The sequence below is a fragment of the Paenibacillus sp. FSL R7-0312 genome (genome assembly GCF_038004445.1).
GTDB lineage: Bacteria > Bacillota > Bacilli > Paenibacillales > Paenibacillaceae > Paenibacillus_AQ.
Window position 1 is genome coordinate 5,530,332 of record NZ_JBBORE010000001.1, and the last position, 15,957, is coordinate 5,546,288.

General features: G+C 51.7%; 14 protein-coding genes. 3 read left to right on the forward strand and 11 right to left on the reverse strand.

Going from position 1 to position 15,957, the window contains the following annotated elements:
* Window positions 1-39 precede the first annotated feature (39 nt).
* Window positions 40-1,149, reverse strand: coding sequence for a citrate synthase/methylcitrate synthase (locus tag MKX70_RS24315; RefSeq protein ID WP_042236002.1), 1,110 nt, complete (start codon window positions 1,147-1,149; stop codon window positions 40-42).
* A 119-nt stretch (window positions 1,150-1,268) separates the two neighbouring features.
* Window positions 1,269-2,114, reverse strand: coding sequence for a helix-turn-helix transcriptional regulator (locus tag MKX70_RS24320; protein WP_042236001.1), 846 nt, complete (start codon window positions 2,112-2,114; stop codon window positions 1,269-1,271).
* A gap of 134 nt (window positions 2,115-2,248) precedes the next feature.
* On the opposite strand from MKX70_RS24320, the gene fabF reads away from it, so the two are divergent.
* A complete protein-coding gene (fabF, locus tag MKX70_RS24325) occupies window positions 2,249-3,487 on the forward strand; it encodes a beta-ketoacyl-ACP synthase II (RefSeq protein WP_340841040.1) in 1,239 nt (412 codons plus the stop codon).
* Window positions 3,488-3,800: 313 nt separating this feature from the next.
* On the opposite strand, the gene MKX70_RS24330 is transcribed toward fabF, so the two are convergent.
* Entirely contained in the window at window positions 3,801-4,676 is an 876-nt protein-coding gene (locus MKX70_RS24330; RefSeq protein WP_340841041.1) for a LysR family transcriptional regulator, read from the reverse strand.
* Between the two features lie 166 nt (window positions 4,677-4,842).
* On the opposite strand from MKX70_RS24330, the gene MKX70_RS24335 reads away from it, so the two are divergent.
* Entirely contained in the window at window positions 4,843-6,003 is a 1,161-nt protein-coding gene (locus MKX70_RS24335; RefSeq protein ID WP_340841042.1) for an MFS transporter, read from the forward strand.
* A gap of 116 nt (window positions 6,004-6,119) precedes the next feature.
* Here MKX70_RS24335 and MKX70_RS24340 read toward each other — a convergent pair whose 3' ends face one another.
* From MKX70_RS24340 to MKX70_RS24350, 3 genes are all read right to left on the reverse strand, one after another.
* Complete coding sequence (locus MKX70_RS24340) at window positions 6,120-7,553, reverse strand: glycoside hydrolase family 43 protein (protein ID WP_445323676.1); 1,434 nt, start codon at window positions 7,551-7,553, stop codon at window positions 6,120-6,122.
* Between the two features lie 219 nt (window positions 7,554-7,772).
* Window positions 7,773-8,843 (reverse strand): ABC transporter ATP-binding protein, encoded by a 1,071-nt coding sequence (locus MKX70_RS24345; protein ID WP_042235994.1) that lies wholly within the window; start codon window positions 8,841-8,843, stop codon window positions 7,773-7,775.
* A gap of 167 nt (window positions 8,844-9,010) precedes the next feature.
* Window positions 9,011-9,148, reverse strand: a complete 138-nt coding sequence (locus MKX70_RS24350; protein ID WP_340787037.1) for a hypothetical protein — start codon at window positions 9,146-9,148, stop codon at window positions 9,011-9,013.
* A 459-nt stretch (window positions 9,149-9,607) separates the two neighbouring features.
* Between MKX70_RS24350 and fabV the strand changes: the two genes are divergently transcribed.
* On the forward strand, window positions 9,608-10,804 hold the full coding sequence (gene fabV, locus MKX70_RS24355; RefSeq protein ID WP_042235992.1) for an enoyl-ACP reductase FabV: 1,197 nt from the start codon (window positions 9,608-9,610) through the stop codon (window positions 10,802-10,804).
* A gap of 151 nt (window positions 10,805-10,955) precedes the next feature.
* Here the strand turns inward: fabV and MKX70_RS24360 are convergent, their stop codons facing one another.
* The 5 genes from MKX70_RS24360 to MKX70_RS24380 are packed head-to-tail and all read right to left on the reverse strand — an operon-like array spanning window position 10,956 to window position 15,913.
* A complete protein-coding gene (locus tag MKX70_RS24360) occupies window positions 10,956-11,927 on the reverse strand; it encodes a phosphotransferase family protein (RefSeq protein WP_340841043.1) in 972 nt (323 codons plus the stop codon).
* 1 nt (window position 11,928) lies between these two features.
* Complete coding sequence (locus MKX70_RS24365) at window positions 11,929-12,897, reverse strand: sugar phosphate isomerase/epimerase family protein (protein WP_042235990.1); 969 nt, start codon at window positions 12,895-12,897, stop codon at window positions 11,929-11,931.
* Window positions 12,898-12,936: 39 nt separating this feature from the next.
* Entirely contained in the window at window positions 12,937-14,007 is a 1,071-nt protein-coding gene (locus MKX70_RS24370) for a Gfo/Idh/MocA family protein (protein ID WP_042235988.1), read from the reverse strand.
* A 48-nt stretch (window positions 14,008-14,055) separates the two neighbouring features.
* Entirely contained in the window at window positions 14,056-15,153 is a 1,098-nt protein-coding gene (locus MKX70_RS24375; protein ID WP_340787048.1) for a Gfo/Idh/MocA family protein, read from the reverse strand.
* The gene (locus MKX70_RS24380) at window positions 15,146-15,913 is read right to left on the reverse strand and encodes a sugar phosphate isomerase/epimerase family protein (protein ID WP_042235983.1); all 768 of its coding nucleotides are present in this window, start codon (window positions 15,911-15,913) and stop codon (window positions 15,146-15,148) included. Before MKX70_RS24380 ends, MKX70_RS24375 begins: the two co-directional genes overlap by 8 nt.
* Window positions 15,914-15,957 lie beyond the last annotated feature (44 nt).

Sequence of the window (15,957 nt, forward strand, 5' to 3'; positions counted from 1 at the left end):
ATCTCCGGCTGTTTAACGACCGGGGATGTTTTTGTGCTGCTATGACACAACCTCTGATTCAGGCATCGGTCCGATATACGTAGATTGCGGGCGGAAAATCCGGTTATTGGCCGCTTGCTCCAGTATATGGGCCGTCCAGCCGACAATTCTACCAGCCGTAAACGTTGGAGTAAATATCTCCGGTGAGAGCTGCAGCGCCTTCAGAATGGCTGCGGCATAAAACTCGACGTTAGTGAACAGCCGCCGGCCCGGTTTGTATTCCTCCAGCAGTGCAATTGCAGTGGCTTCTACATGCAGAGCAAGGTCAAAGGATGCATCCTTGCCGATCATCTCCAGCGTGGCAATCTGCAGTGCTTCCGCACGGGGGTCCTTGGTCTTATAGATGCGGTGTCCAAAGCCCATCAGCTTCGTCCCGTTATCCAGCGCATTGCGCAGCCAAGGCTCTGCCCGCTCTACCGTCCCGATATCCTCCAACATTGAGATTACTTCATAAGGTGCACCGCCATGCAGCGGTCCTTTCATCGCCCCGATAGCTCCGCATACCGCTGCGCACATATCGGATTCAGTCGAGAGCACTACCCGCCCGGCAAAAGTCGAAGCATTCATGCCATGCTCCATACAGAGAATCAGATAGGCGCTGAGCGCCTTGACATGGGCTTCCTCCGGCAGCTTTCCTGTCAGCAGATACAGATAATTCGCAGCATGACCAAGCTCAGGAAGCGAATCCAGCGGTGCCAGGCCCTGCAGGCTGCGGGCTCTGTATGCGATGATCGCCGGTAGAACGGCTGTCAGCCGTACCGCTTGCTTCAGCGTTGGCGGCCAGGTCGTATTCTCTTTATCGCCTAGCGCGGCAACTGCACTCTGCAGCACCAGCATAAGCGGTACCGACGCCGGAAACAGATCCAACATTTTGCAAAGATATTCTGGAATAACTCTTTCCTCTGCCATCTGTGCCTTGAGCAGCGCCAGTTCCTCTGCATCCGGCAGACGCCCGTTCCAGAGCAAATAAGCCACTTCCTCGTAACTTTTGCTTACCGCAAGCTCTTTGGCCCAATATCCGCGGTATACCAAATGTCCTTTCTCCCCATCAACCAATCCAATTTCAGTTTCTCCGGCAACTACGCCTTCCAATCCGGTTACTTTAGCCATTGACCTTTGCTCCTTTTACGATCCCGCAGGAATTAATTCATCATATAAGGAGTATAAACGTCAAAATTGATATTGTATATTTATAGTTTTTTATGATTCCATAAATAATATCTATCACCCTATGATTCAGGCTCCATCAGCTGCTTCAGCTTGGATTCGGTATTGGAATCTCCGGCGGGGGTGTAGATGCTGCATCGCAGATCGGTGCTGCCCTGCACCTGAAGTGAGGTTAAATGGAACAGCATTTTTCCTGCTTTGGCATGCCGGAACTCCAGTACTACGTCCGGAGCGGAGCTTACCCGGCTCTCCTCCCATAGCTGATGGAACTCCGGATGCTGATCTTTCATCTCCATAATGAAATCATCATACCAGCGGTCCTCCAGATATTGTCCGTAATAGGCGCGGAAAATCGACAGGTACCCTCGGACAAACTGCTCCCAGTTCACGGCCAGCCGTCTGAATTCCTTGCGTACAAATAGCAGGGAGATCATGTTGCGCTGCTCCGGCGGCAGCTTGGCGAAATCGAGAAACACATGTGCGGCCGCCTCATTCCAGCCGACAATACCGCAGTGCCGGTCCGAGATAATTGTCGGACAGCTCTTCAGCTCCTGCAGGATCTTCTGCAGGGACGGATGAATCACTGAGCTCTCCTCTTGAGGATAAATCATACTTCCCGGCCCGTTATCCAGGGCCAGGGCAAATAAGTAACTCCGCTCATCCTTGGTCAGCCGCAGTGCTGCGGCAATACAATCCAGAACGGATGGAGATACTTTGATGTCACGCCCCTGCTCAAGCCACGTGTACCAGGTATTGCTGACTCCGGCCAGCTGTGCCACCTCTTCGCGTCTTAGCCCCGGCGTTCTTCTGCGCGATCCTTCCGGCAGTCCTGCCGCTGCCGGCGAGATGGCCGCACGTCTGGATTTCAGGAAATCGGATAATGCTTGCAGCCTGTTCTGATTGGACATTGAATCTCCCTGCCTTCCGGTTGGTCTGCCTATTAGTGTGGTAGTAATTATACTAGTATAAACTACAACTTGTAATAGGATAAGTTAAATGGAAAAATAGATCTATAAAGAAGCTTGAACAGGAGGATTATCGTATGGAACGCGTAGTGATCACAGGGATGGGCGTAATTTCGCCGCTTGGCAATACCGTCGAACAGTTCTGGAGCCGCTTGGCTGCTGGTGAATCGGGGATCACTCCGATTACTACTTTTGATACTGCACATTTTAAGACCAGAATTGCCGGCTCTGTACAAGAGTTCGATCCTGACGCCATATTCGGCCGCAAGGAAGCGCGGCGCATGGACCGGTTCAGCCAGTTCGCACTTGCCGCCGCCGAGGAGGCCTGGGCCCATTCCGGCCTGCAGCTGGACAGGATTGACCGCGAACGGCTCGGTGTCTATGTAGGCTCCGGAGTAGGCGGCATCCAGACCCTGATGGAGCAGGGTGATCTGCTGCGCTCGCGTGGCCCGGAGCGGGTAAGTCCAACCCTGATCCCGATGCTGATCTCCAATATGGCAGCAGCAATGATCAGCATTAAGCTTGGAGCCTTAGGGCCGACCCTCTCGCCGGTCACTGCCTGCTCGATTGGTAACACGGCCATCGGCGAGGCCTTCCGCCTGATCCGTTACGGCGGAGCCGATGTGATCATCGCCGGGGGTGCCGAAGCGGCGGTGACCGAAATTGCCCTGGCCAGCTTCGGCAATGCAACCGCCCTATCCACCCGCAATGAGGAGCCGCAGAAGGCCAGCCGGCCTTTTGACCAGAGCCGTGACGGCTTTGTTATCGGGGAAGGCGGCGCAATTGTGATTCTGGAGTCGCTCTCCCATGCCTTGCAGAGAAATGCTGTAATCTATGGCGAAGTAACCGGTTATGGTGCCAGCTCTGATGCTTATCACATGGTAGCCACTCATCCTGAAGGCATAGGTGCCTACCAGGCGATGAAGCTGGCGCTGAGAGAGGCCGGAATCACTCCGGCGGAGGTGGATGTAATTAGTGCCCACGCGACCAGTACGATCGTCGGAGACCGTTCTGAGACCATGGCAATCAAGAAGCTGTTCGGCGATGACGCCTACCGGATTCCGGTTACAGCGAACAAATCTATGACCGGACATGCACTCGGAGCCGCTGGCGGCCTGGAAGCGATCGCTCTGCTTAAAAGCATGCAGGAGGGCCTGATTCCGCCGACAATCAATCTGGAGCAGCCTGACGAATTGTGCGACCTGGATTATGTTCCTAACCATGCCCGTCAGGCGGATCTGAAGATCGGGATCTCCAATTCCTTTGGCTTCGGCGGACATAATGCGGTCATCGTACTGCGCAGGTATGAGGAGTAAGTCAAGGTAAGCTTACGGTATTCAGTGGTGTGGGAATAGAATGTTGCTACCTGAGCAGCGGATCTCCGGATGGAGACCCGCTGTTTGTCATACAAGTTACCGGTCACGCAGCGGGACTGGAACACAGGCGACAATATCTGACATTGGATTCGTTACTGGGAGAATGGAGTCTTTTAGGAAGCACTCTAGACCTAAATGTTGTACGTTCTGCAACTCTGACCGATTAGTAGCCTGGTGTTCGGCAGGATCAGAGAAATGTTGTATTATAGGCATGATTTTATAAGAAGTTACCCTATCAAGATCTGCATATAAATCAATTGAAATACGCAATAGTTTTCTCAATAAATGCCTTGGCCGATTGAGTCAGAAACCGGTCTGACCGGTGAATGATCTCAAAGTGACGGTATGGCGGATCATCTGTAATTCGGATGCAGCGCAGTGTCGGTTCATTCATCGCTTGGATCAGAGGATACGGCAGCAGGGTTCCTCCGACATTGGCTTTTACCAGGCTAATAATGGAAGTGGCCGAACTGATCTCCATGATCGTATTTAAGCTGAAGCCATATTTACGGCAATAGTTATCCACCAGTTCTCGGCCTGTAAATCCTTCGGGGAACATCACCGTTTGGATATCACGCAGCTCCCGGATACCAATTGAACTTCGCTTCGCCCAATCATGATTCTCGGAAACGACGAGCACATATTCTTCACTGCACAAAGAAATGCGTATAAGCCGGTCATCAGGAGCAGACGAGACGTCGATGCCGATGTCTACTTCATTCTCCAGCACTTGATTCAAGACGAAGACCGAAGAGACAACCTTCAGCTGCACCTTCGGGAACCGGGTATGAAAATCTGCCAGCAAAGGAGTAATCCGGTAGTCCAGATCGGAAGGGAGAACACCGATTACCAGTCGGCCCCGCTGATCATTGCGGAATTCAGCTAATGCATCCCTGGTATTCTGTAAATGACGGATCATCTGTACACAGTGCTCCAGAAACAGATTTCCTGCCTGTGTCATCACAATCCTTTTGCCGACCCGGTCGAATAAGGGAACGCCGAGTTCATCCTCCAGCGCACGTATTTGTTGACTCAGGGTAGGTTGGGATATGCCAAGCTTCTCAGCTGCCCGTGTGAAATGAAGCGCCTCGCACACCGCAATGAAGTTTTCCATCTGACGAATCTCCATATCAGCCACCTCCAATCATTGGTTTTAGTAATCATTTTAATAGAAACAATAGTATTGTTCAATCATTCTAATGATTCTATACTTAACCGTGCATCCCCCAATGCTCTGTCACGGGCTCATGCTCACGGGTGAAAGCCACAATACTACTACCATGAGGAGATTCAGAATGAAACTTTTTTACATCGTCTTGGCGCTTATCCTGGCTTCACTGAATTTACGGCCGCCTATTACATCCATTTCTCCTCTAATGAGCACCATACAAAATGATCTGGGTATAAGCGGGATTACCGCCAGTCTCTTAACCACACTTCCGGTATTGTGCATGGGCCTATTTGCTCCGTTCTCCGTTAGATTAAGCAGAAGGTGGGGAAATGAAGGGGCCATTGTTCTGGCTCTAATCCTCATCGGGCTGGGTACGGGATTACGCTGGTTTGTGGGTACTACTCCATTGATAATGTTCACTTCTTTTCTGTCGGGTGTAGGGATTGCATTGGCAGGACCGCTGTTGTCCAGCTTCATTAAACAGCATTTCCCTGACCGGGTGGCAGCCATGGTAGGGATCTACTCTTCAGCGATGGTGGCGGGGGCGAGCATTAGTGTGGGACTATCGGTTCCGCTTCAGCATCTGCTGGGGGGATCATGGAGGAGTTCACTGGCTGTATGGGCATTCCCCGCAGCCGTTGCATTGCCTGTCTGGTTGCGGTTAGCCTGGTCTGCGCACACAGACCGACAATCCGGTATAAATAAGAGTGTACTTCATGCACCTCTTCCGGTGAAAAACAGGCGTGCCTGGGTGCTGACCCTATTCTTCGGGCTGATGGCAGCGATCTTCTATTCCTTAACCGCCTGGCTCGCACCAGCCATCCAAAGCCAGGGTTACAGCCAGGAGACGGCCGGAAACATCCAAACCTTATTCACATTGATATCGCTGCCCGCTACGTTGTTCATTCCCATGCTTGTACACCGCTACCAAAGACGTGTATTCTGGCTTGTCGGGTGTGCGTTAATGGAGTTGACCGGTGTCCTGATGCTGAACCTATCCGTTAGCCCTTGGCTCGCAGCGGTCCCGCTCGGTATTGGTGCGGGCGGACTGTTCCCGATTGCATTAATGTTGCCCATTGATGAAACAAGCAACGCCCAGGAAGCCAGTAGCTGGTCTGCAATGACTCAATCCGGCGGTTATATTCTCGGAGCGCTTGGGCCGCTGGCCATGGGCTGGTACTACGATGCTACGGGCAGCTTCGTACAAGCATTCTATGGTTTGGCTGGCATCATCGTGCTTCAGATTATCGTTCAATTGGCAATTGGGAACAAAAAAGTTCTCTAGAATAAAAAACAGCGGCAGCCAGGGACTATAGTTCGTCCTTTGCTGCCGCTGTTTCGTATAACAGGTGATCCCTTTACTTTATATTTCTGCTTACAATAGCCTTGACCGGGATAAATTCACTTGTTCTGCGGGGATACATGGCTTCCCCAGACTGAGATGCCTTCCGCCGACAATGCCGTGAATGTCATTACGTTGCTGGCGGTTGCTTCATTCCATTCACGCAGGAACACGCCGCTATACTCCGTCCCGTCTATAGTCAGCTTTGCATTATGCTCATCACCCAGGCTCCATGTGCCTGTTACTGTACCGCTTATCGTCCCGTCTGTGTTCAGCTTAAGAAGCTGCGACTCTACAATCTCAGCGGAAATATCTTTGCCGTGATTGATATATTTGTACTCGCCGGCCACATCCTTACCGGAATACTTGCCGATCTTCTCCCCGCTGTAGCGGTGGGGCGCCACTACCGGCCAGCCCGCTTCGTTCAGGAACATCTGGTGCACCCGCACTTCATGCTGCTCGCCAAGATACGGGAACCGGGTATGAAATATTAGATAATACTGCCCGCTCTTCTCATCGTAATATGCCGAGTTATGTCCGGGAGAGACATACCCTGCACCGCTGGCTGAGAGTTCCTGATCTGTATTCAGGAACTCATAATTCCCCATCAGCTTCACCCCGTAAGGGGCATACGCCGGATCATCAAACAGAACACCAGGTGTCCCCTGCGCGTCAATCATAGCTTTGCCTTCAGAATCCTCAAACGGTCCATCCGGTTGCTCGGAGCGGGCAACACGGATATTATAGCCGCCATTCGCATCTAGCCCTCCGTAAGACAGGAACAAGTAGTAGTAATCCGTCTCCGGACTGTACAGCATATAAGGCCCTTCTATCCGGGCATGATTCGACCCCAGCAGCTTCTTCCCATACCCTTGGTCTGCCAGCGGAAATCCCGTAGCCGGGTCCAGTTCCAGAATGAAGATGCCTCCGGAATACGAGCCATAGACCATCCACAGCTTGCCTTCCTTATCAAAAAACACATCAGGGTCTACTACATTCGGCTTCTCTGTGGCATCATAGACCTCACCGTCATCCCCGATGCCGGCCATTCCCGACTTAAGAATAATTCCCTTATTCTTATAAGCACCATCGATCTTGTCAGCGACTGCGATGCCAAGTGCTGACAACGGTGAATCTCCCCGGCAGGCATCGTAATACATATAGTATTTCCCGTCCGCCAGCTGAATGACATCAGGCGCCCACAGGGTGTCCGATTGTGCCCAGTTGAGAGTCTCACTGAGTTCCTCCGTTACATTGGGGATAAGCACGTTGCCATCCGTTACCCCGGAGGAAACCTGAGTCCACGACATCAGATCTTTAGATTTGGCCGATGCCAAATGCGAACCAAACACATAATAAGCATCGTCAGCCTTGATCACGGATGGATCGTGTACCGATACATTCTCAAACTCAGGTGTGCTTACAGCATTCCCGCCGCTGCAGGCAGACAGCAAAGCTAAGGATATCAAAGCGGTTAGCGTTCTTGTTATCAAGTTATAACCCCCCTTATGTATACCCTTACATTTTGCTGCGCACAGACCAAATAGTCAAGATTTTTATTTATACTTATTAATATTGTTTTAGGTTTATTTAAACTATAAAGTCTGGAAAACCCGTCATGCATGTTCTAGGTGTGGTCCTGAAAGGCAAAAAAGCGCCAAGCCGCAATCGGCCTGACGCTAATCTTAATAGTATGTGCTATAGCCCTGTTCTTAATACTCGCTGCTGTTCTGCACTAGAACCGGCTCCGGATAGGTGTTGCTCAAGACGCGGCGCTGCTTCTTCACGACAGCCGGCGGTTCTACCGCGGGTGCCATCGGATGCATCAGCCAGGACTTCACAAGATGAGTATCGGAAACCTTGTACATTGGCGGTTCTTTCTCCATGTCAATCGCCATAGCATATGTGCTCCGCAGTGCGAAGGCATCACCCTTAGGCGGCTTAATCAGATCTGGAGGTGTGCCAGGAATCGCTGTCAGCAGAGATCCCTTGCTCTCAAGACTTGGCATGGAAGCCAGCAAGCCCCAAGTATACGGGTGTCTCGGGTCATAGAAGATCTCTTCCGCTGTACCCATTTCCACAATTTGTCCGGCATACATAACTGCTACGCGGTCAGCCATTCTCGCCACAACCCCAAGGTCATGGGTGATGAAAATGATCGCTGTATCAATCTTCTTCTGCAGGTCCTTCATCAGATCCAGAATCTGGGCCTGAATGGTTACATCGAGCGCGGTTGTCGGCTCATCGGCAATCAGAAGCTTAGGGTTAGCGGCAAGAGCCATAGCGATTACGACACGTTGACGCATCCCGCCGCTGAACTCATGCGGGTACTGCTGGAAACGGCGTTCAGGAGAAGGAATTCCCACCAGATTAAGCAGCTCAATGCCGCGTTTGTAGGCAGCATCCTTAGAAATTTTCTCATGCTTGAACAAAACTTCGGTAATCTGTCTGCCGACCTTCATCATCGGATTCAGCGAGGTCATCGGATCCTGGAAGATCATTCCGATTTCCTTGCCGCGGATTTTTTGCATTTGCTTCTCATTCTTGCCGATCAGATCTTGTCCATCGAACAGAATCTGTCCACGCTTATATTCGCCCGCAGGCTGAGGAACCAGCTTCATGACTGCTTGTGAGGTTACGCTCTTACCGGAACCGGATTCACCTACAATCGCCAGAGTCTCCCCTTTATTTACATGAAAGCTGACACCACGGATTGCTTGGACTTCTCCTCCGCGTGTTCTGAATGATATAGCTAGGTCTTTTACCTCTAAAAGGCGCTCCATCCTGTCACCCTCTCTGCTTCTTTTCAAATTATGATAATAATTCTCAGTAGTCAAAAAACACGCAATAATATTATTTTATCTATCACTAGGGGGTCACGTCAAGATTTTTCTGAAAACGTCACCGTAACAAATCATCATTCTCAGGTGCGGTTATGTCTTGTCCCGTACTACATCAAGCCCCATACAAGCAGTGGTGTCAGGATCAGCATGAGCAGCACCGACCACCCTATGTTAGCTTCGCTGACAATATTCTCATACTGCAGGCGGTTAAAAGCATTTATAGCGTGCGGCAATGCTACGAGCACGGCTGTCACTACACCCGGGGGATACAGCTTAGAACAATACTTGTGCCAAATGTGTGAAGGTTACCCCCACTATCAGAATATACACGAAGAGCACATCCATAGCAAAATTCCTGGTGGCATGCCATCATAGGCGCCAGGCGCTTCCGCAACGACGGAGAGGGCGACGCTGATATAGCTGGACGATTGTTTGTTCCCCCATGCCTCAACCTCAAGCAAATTGCCACTGGCCCCTTCCAGTTGGCCGTCGTCCCTGTCTTACTTGCGGGAATAACATTCAATGAAGTAAATTAGATCAATATAGCAATCATACAGCTTGATCTGGCAGCTCAGATGTTTCTTCACTTCATTATAACGATCCCCTGAGAGGTTCACCATGAGAAAATACTCACTCTGAATCAGGCAGATCCTCTCCATTCTACAATCCCTGCAACCATCGATGAAAGCGAGGTAAATATTATAATGATCATAAAACCCAGAACGCGCGGTTTCATCTGTACGACTGCCCACCCCGCAGGCTGTGCACATCAGGTACAGCAGCAAGTGAACTATGTACAAAATCAGGGTAGATTTACCGGCCCCCGCAATGTACTCGTTATCGGGGCTTCAACCGGGTATGGACTTGCAGTCAGGATTGCAGCAGCCTTCGGTGCAGGAGCAGCAACTGTAGGTGTATACAGACCCAGCACAGCCAGCGAGACGCGGACGGCCTCCGCAGGCTGGTATAATTCCGCAGCTTTTGAGGAAATGGCCTATACGGCCGGCCTGCGCTCCTACAGCGTATGCGGTGACGCTTTTACCGCAGAAACGAAAGAACGGACCATAGAGTTGATCCGCAGTGAGCTCGGACAGGTTGATCTTGTCATCTACAGCGTAGCCTCGGCACGCAGAACAGACCCGCAGACCGGAGCAGTACATCATTCTGTATTGAAGCCGATCGGCAGCACCTATATCAATACAACGGTCAATTTCCATACCGGAGAACTAAGCACTGTACAGATTGAACCTGCCACCGAAGCTGAAATCGATGACACGGTTCATGTGATGGGCGGAGAAGACTGGCAGCTCTGGATTGAAGCGCTCCGGAATTCCGGTGCTCTGGCGGCAGATGCGGTCACTTTCGCCTTCTCCTATATAGGTTCGGAGCTTACACAGGCCGTCTACCGCGACGGCACCATCGGCCGGGCTAAGGATCATCTGGAAGCCACAGCCTTAGAACTGAATGCCCAATTATCACCAGGCGGAGGCCGCGCTTATATAGCAGTCAGCAAGGGCCTGGTCACCCAGTCCAGCTCGGCGATCCCTGTAGTTCCGCTCTACATCTCCGTTCTCTACAAGGTTATGAAAGAACAGGGACTGCATGAAGGCTGCATCGAACAAGCATACCGGCTGTATACCGGTTTCCTGTACAACCCGGAAGGGACTCCGGTAGACGGACAAGGGCGCATCCGGATTGATGATCATGAGATGAGCCCCGCAGTGCAGACAGAAGTGGACCGCATCTGGCCCAAGCTAAGCACGGAGAATGTCTATGAATGTACCGACCTGCAAGGCTACAGACGCGAATTCTTCCAGCTGTTCGGATTTGAGGCCGAAGGCGTCGATTATGAAGCCGATATTGATCCTGTCGTACCTGTCCGTAACAGGTACTGCGGCTAACCGGAGTATCTCCGGAAATACAAATGCAGGAGGCCGGATTCTCATAAGAGAACCGGCCTCCTGTGTGTGTATTAACGTCACCGCTTCCTGTGCACGCTTTCGCACCAGACACGTTTATGCAAGAAACCGTTGTATTCTTTAGGACTTAAGCTTATTCTGCAGCCGAGAACAGCTTCCAGGTCTCCGCCAGATTATCACGCGTCCAGTTCACATGATTCTCATCCTTATATTGGCGCGAATAACACTCAATAACCATAATAAGATCCAGATACAGGTCGTACAACCGCTTCCGCAGCACTTCATTCGGACTGTTGAGTGCTGTCCCATAACCCTCAAAAAACGCTTCCGAGTTCTCGAAATGCCGGAAATAATACTCCTGAAGCACATCACCCCAAAGCGCCCGCTCCCAGTCAATAATGGATACGATCACGCCATCCTGCACAAAAATGTTGCCGTTCCATAAATCCCAGTGAACAAGACGCGGCTGTGTCACCTCATCCAGCGCAGGCAGATAACGCTCCAGCGCCTGCTCAATCTCAGCTTCAGATACAGGTAACACTGCATTCAGTCTCCGGGCATCCTGGAGAACATTCCCCATCATCGTTCTGAAGGTCTCCCGCCAGGATGCTCCGGCACTAGCAGCACCCCCGCTGAACAGACCGAAGGCCGACCCTTTGATTTCATTGATCAGCCGCTGATACCGTCCGAGCTCGTACTCAATAGAAGCTCTTTGCTCAGCGGACAGGCTCTCCTTCACATCACTGTAAGGTTCGCCTGCTACTTTCTCCATGAAGAAATAGGGGCATGGAATCAGCTGCAGGCTCTCATCATAACTGTAGACTTCAGGCACAGGAATTCCGCCTGCGGCACGGACCAGGCGGAGAGCTTCCACCTCAGCACGCATAATATCCTTCTCATAGCTGAGCACCGCTGTCTCCGGCCCTGGAGCAACCTTAAGGATGACCGACCGTCCATCGCTTAGCTCCAGATCATATCCTGTATTAAAGAAACCTCCGGTCAGCTCTTTGCTGCCGACAACTGCTGAATCTGCACCGAAGGCGCTTGCTGTCAAAAGACTCAGCTGCTGGTCATTCAGCTTGACCTTGGTGAAGCTCTCCACCACGTTAAACCCACCACATCTCGGAAAGAGGCTCTTCAATGAGTACCTGGCGGAGATTGTCTACAGCCTTGGAGAACCCTTCCTCAATGGACATCAGGCCGTCTTCGTGTTCAATGCTGACCACATAGTCGTATCCTACAAGGCGGAGCGCGCTCATCATGTCCGCCCACACCTTGACATCATGTCCGTAGCCTACGGAACGGAACTGCCACGCGCGGTCAAGCATATTCGTATAGGACTGCATATCGGTCAGACCATGCTTGTTGACATTAACCGGATCGATCACTGTATCCTTCGCATGGAAGTGATGAATTGCACCTTCACGGCCCAGAATATGAATCGCCTGCACCGGATCAATCCCCTGCCACCACATATGGCTCGGGTCCAGGTTCGCGCCAATGGCTTCCCCTGCAGCTTCTCTTAGTCTCAGCAGCGTAGCTGGCGTATGCACCGAGAATCCTCCGTGCAGTTCAAGGCCAATCTTCACATCATGCTCAATTGCAAAAGCAGCCTGCTCCGTCCAATAAGGGATCACTTTGTTCTCCCACTGCCAGGTCAGAATCTCCTGGTAATCATTCGGCCATGGCGCAACCGGCCAGTTCGGATATTTCGCGCCTTCATGATCGCCGGGACAGCCGGAGAAGGTATTCACAACCTTAACACCCAGCTTCTGTGCCAGCTTAACCGTGTTCACGAAATCCTCATGGTCCTTGGCTGCCAGCTCCTTCTGCGGATGCAGCGGATTGCCGTGGCAGCTAAGCGCACTGATCATCAGACCGCGGGATTCTACTGCATGCTTGAATTCCTTAAGCGCTGCTTCATTCTCAAGCAGCAGCTTCGGATCGCAATGGCTGTTACCGGGGTAACCTCCGGTGCCGATCTCAACGGCCTTCAGACCTTTGGATGCCACATAATCCAGTGCTTCCTCCAGCTTGCGGCCGCCGAACAATACCATAAATACTCCAAGTTTCATTGATGTTGCCACCTCTCCCTGATCTCTTCTCGTATCTTGTTATGCTCCGTAGATATCGAAATTCTTAATGGTCTCATTCTTCTCTGCCGCTTCAAAGATGGCTTCAATCAGAACAAGCACACGCAGCACCTCAGCGTTCTTGACAATCGGTTCTGCTGTTCCTTCGATTACTGCAGCCAGATTGTCATAGAAGCTGGAGGACAGCTCAGACGCCGCCGGCAGGTCTTCGGTAATTGTCGAGCCTTCTGAAGGCGGAGCCATCGTCTTGGTCAAGCCAACACCTGCACGGATCGGTGTCGGTTCTATTTTCTCAGATGCGTGGTTACGGGTGATCATTCTTCCTCTCAGAGACCAGTCCTCAATAATAGCTGTCCCCTCAAGCCCCTTCACATACCATCTTGGCAGCGTGATGAAGTTGGTGGTTCCGACCTCAACGATAGCCTTGATCCCGTTCTCAAACTGCAGGCTGGCCTCGAAACCGTCATCTACATCATTGCCGAGAATAAAGCTCAGACTGCTGCTGACGCTTGTGACTTTGCTGTCAATCATGAACAGCAGCTGATCCAGCAGATGAACGCCCCAGTCCAGCAACATCCCTCCGCCCTGCGCCTTCACATGACGCCAGTCGCCGGGAATTCCGTTAGCACCATGCACCCGGGACTCAAGCTGGAAGAGTGATCCAATCGTCTCCTTCTCATACATCTCCTTGATTACGCGGAAATCCTCATCCCAGCGTCTGTTCTGGTGTACCATCAGCACACGTCCGGCCGCATCTGCCGCTGCCTGCATCTCGGTAAATTCGGCCGAAGACATGGCCACCGGCTTCTCACAGACCACATGCTTACCCGCCTGAAATGCACGAACAGCAATGTCCTTGTGGACATCATTCGGTGTAGCGATCAGAATAATGTCCACCTCCGGATCTGCCAGTACTTCCTCATAGCTGGAATAAGCGGTGTAACCTGCTTCGGCAGCCAGAGCGCGCCGGTCTTCCAGCAGATCGAAGGCTCCGCTCACTATCACGCGGTCACTTTCTTTGATTAATTGCGTGTGATAGCTTCCCATTCCGCCGTAACCAACGATAACTACAGTATGTTTGATTGAACTCATGGATTCCACTCCTGTTTTCTCTAATAGTCGCGTGAACCGGAGGTGCTCTTAGTTGTCAGAACTTCCGTCAAAATAAACGGCCCGTCCGGTACGTGCTGATTCATACACTGCTTCAAGGATCTGGGTAACAACAAAAGCCTGCTCCGGCAATACAACCGGATCTTTATCTTCTCTTACCGCTTCCAGCCACAGACGCGCTTCACGGTCAGCTTCAGTCTCAGCAGCACCGGAGTAGAACGCTACTCCGCCTGATCCAAGATCAACCTTGGTTTCGTACAGGCGTCCGGCACGTTCGCCGTTCAGACGCAGGCCGTCCTTCATGTCTGCTCCGCCCTCCGTGCCGGCGAGCATTGTCTTGGCTTCACCAAATTCTGACACATTCAGCGCCCAGCTGGCTTCAAGCACAATTGTAGCACCGTTCTCCATTGTAATGAAGCCGAATGCGGAATCTTCAACCTTGAATTGTTCCGGATCCCATGGACCGAAGGCATTCGCCGCATTCTTCTTCTGGCCCAGCTTATGGAAGGTGGAGCCTACAACCATACGCGGTTTGTAGTTATCCATCAGCCAGAGCGTCAGATCCAGTGCATGTGTACCGATATCGATCAGCGGTCCGCCGCCCTGCTTCTCTTCATCCAGGAATACGCCCCAAGTCGGCACGGCACGGCGGCGAAGCGCAATAGCCTTACCGTAATAGATATCGCCGAGTTCACCGCTCTCGCACAGCCCCTTCAGATAATCGCTGTCTGCGCGGAAACGGTTCTGATAGGCAATGGACAATTTCTTTCCTGTACGCTTGGCGGCATCCAGCATCTCCTTCGCCTGCGCAGTGGTCTTTGCCATCGGCTTCTCGCACAGCACGTGATTGCCGGCTTCGAGGGCGGCCACAGTGATCTCGGAGTGGCTGTCGTTTGGTGTGCATACATGCACGATGTCGAATCCGCCAGCGGCCAGCATCTCACGGAAATCAGTGAAGACAGCAGCGCCTTCAGCGCCATAAGTCTTGGCAGCCTCTTGGGCACGTTCTTCTACGATGTCACAGAATGCCACCATTTCGGCATCCGCCTGACGGGAAAGACTTGGCATATGTTTGCCGTTTGCGATACCACCGCAACCGATAATAGCAATTTTGAGTTTGTTAGACATGAATATTTCCTCCTTGATTACCATATGATTTGATCCAATTCAAACTGTCAGCTACACTGGCAAGCGGTGAACGGCTGCAATAATCCTGTTCAACCACTGCCCATTCCACACCAGCCGCAGCAGCCGCTTCAATGATAGCAGCCAGATTGACTTCGCCTTCACCCAGTACAACAGTCTCCGGAGATCCGTCTTCGCGTTTCTTCAGGTCCTTGAGGTGGATGATCGGCAGCCGTCCTGCGTATTTATTGATGTATTCTACCGGATCATATCCGCCAAAATACACCCAGCATGTATCCATTTCCACTTGAAGCTGTTCAGCAGGCACCTGTTCGAACAGATAGTCAAAAGCAGTAAGGCCGCCCACCTTCTCAGTAAATTCAAAATCATGATTATGATAAGAAAGAACCGCCCCGCCTGCCCGGCATTTGTCGCCGATCAGTTGCAGGTTCTTAGCCACTTCAGGCCAATTGCGCTGTTCTTCCGTCAGAAAAGGCACGATCAGATTACGGTTGCCAATCTCCAGATTGAAGCTGATTTCCTGTTCCGTATTGTTCAGCATAACATCATACGGGCGATGTGCTCCGAGAGCAGCGAGTCCTGTTTCCTCAAGCAGTGCCTTCACCTGCCCGGCCGTCCGGCCGAAATAGTGGAAGAATTCCACACCGCTATAGCCCAGTTCGGCAACCTTGCGTATTGTCCCTTCGAAATCCTGTTCCAGTTCGTCTCTCAGCGTATACAGCTGAAGTCCTACCTTCAACATTATTGCTCTCACTCCTAAGTTTGATCCGAGAGTCAGACTGATCT

Bases quoted from the DNA above. Each gene is read 5' to 3' on its own strand.
- fabV (WP_042235992.1), top strand. From the start codon at position 9,608: ATGATCATAAAACCCAGAACGCGCGGTTTCATCTGTACGACTGCCCAC.
- MKX70_RS24315 (WP_042236002.1), bottom strand. From the start codon at position 1,149: ATGGCTAAAGTAACCGGATTGGAAGGCGTAGTTGCCGGAGAAACTGAA.
- fabF (WP_340841040.1), top strand. From the start codon at position 2,249: ATGGAACGCGTAGTGATCACAGGGATGGGCGTAATTTCGCCGCTTGGC.
- MKX70_RS24370 (WP_042235988.1), bottom strand. From the start codon at position 14,007: ATGAGTTCAATCAAACATACTGTAGTTATCGTTGGTTACGGCGGAATG.
- MKX70_RS24375 (WP_340787048.1), bottom strand. From the start codon at position 15,153: ATGTCTAACAAACTCAAAATTGCTATTATCGGTTGCGGTGGTATCGCA.
- MKX70_RS24335 (WP_340841042.1), top strand. From the start codon at position 4,843: ATGAAACTTTTTTACATCGTCTTGGCGCTTATCCTGGCTTCACTGAAT.
- MKX70_RS24320 (WP_042236001.1), bottom strand. From the start codon at position 2,114: ATGTCCAATCAGAACAGGCTGCAAGCATTATCCGATTTCCTGAAATCC.
- MKX70_RS24345 (WP_042235994.1), bottom strand. From the start codon at position 8,843: ATGGAGCGCCTTTTAGAGGTAAAAGACCTAGCTATATCATTCAGAACA.
- MKX70_RS24330 (WP_340841041.1), bottom strand. From the start codon at position 4,676: ATGGAGATTCGTCAGATGGAAAACTTCATTGCGGTGTGCGAGGCGCTT.
- MKX70_RS24380 (WP_042235983.1), bottom strand. From the start codon at position 15,913: ATGTTGAAGGTAGGACTTCAGCTGTATACGCTGAGAGACGAACTGGAA.
- MKX70_RS24365 (WP_042235990.1), bottom strand. From the start codon at position 12,897: ATGAAACTTGGAGTATTTATGGTATTGTTCGGCGGCCGCAAGCTGGAG.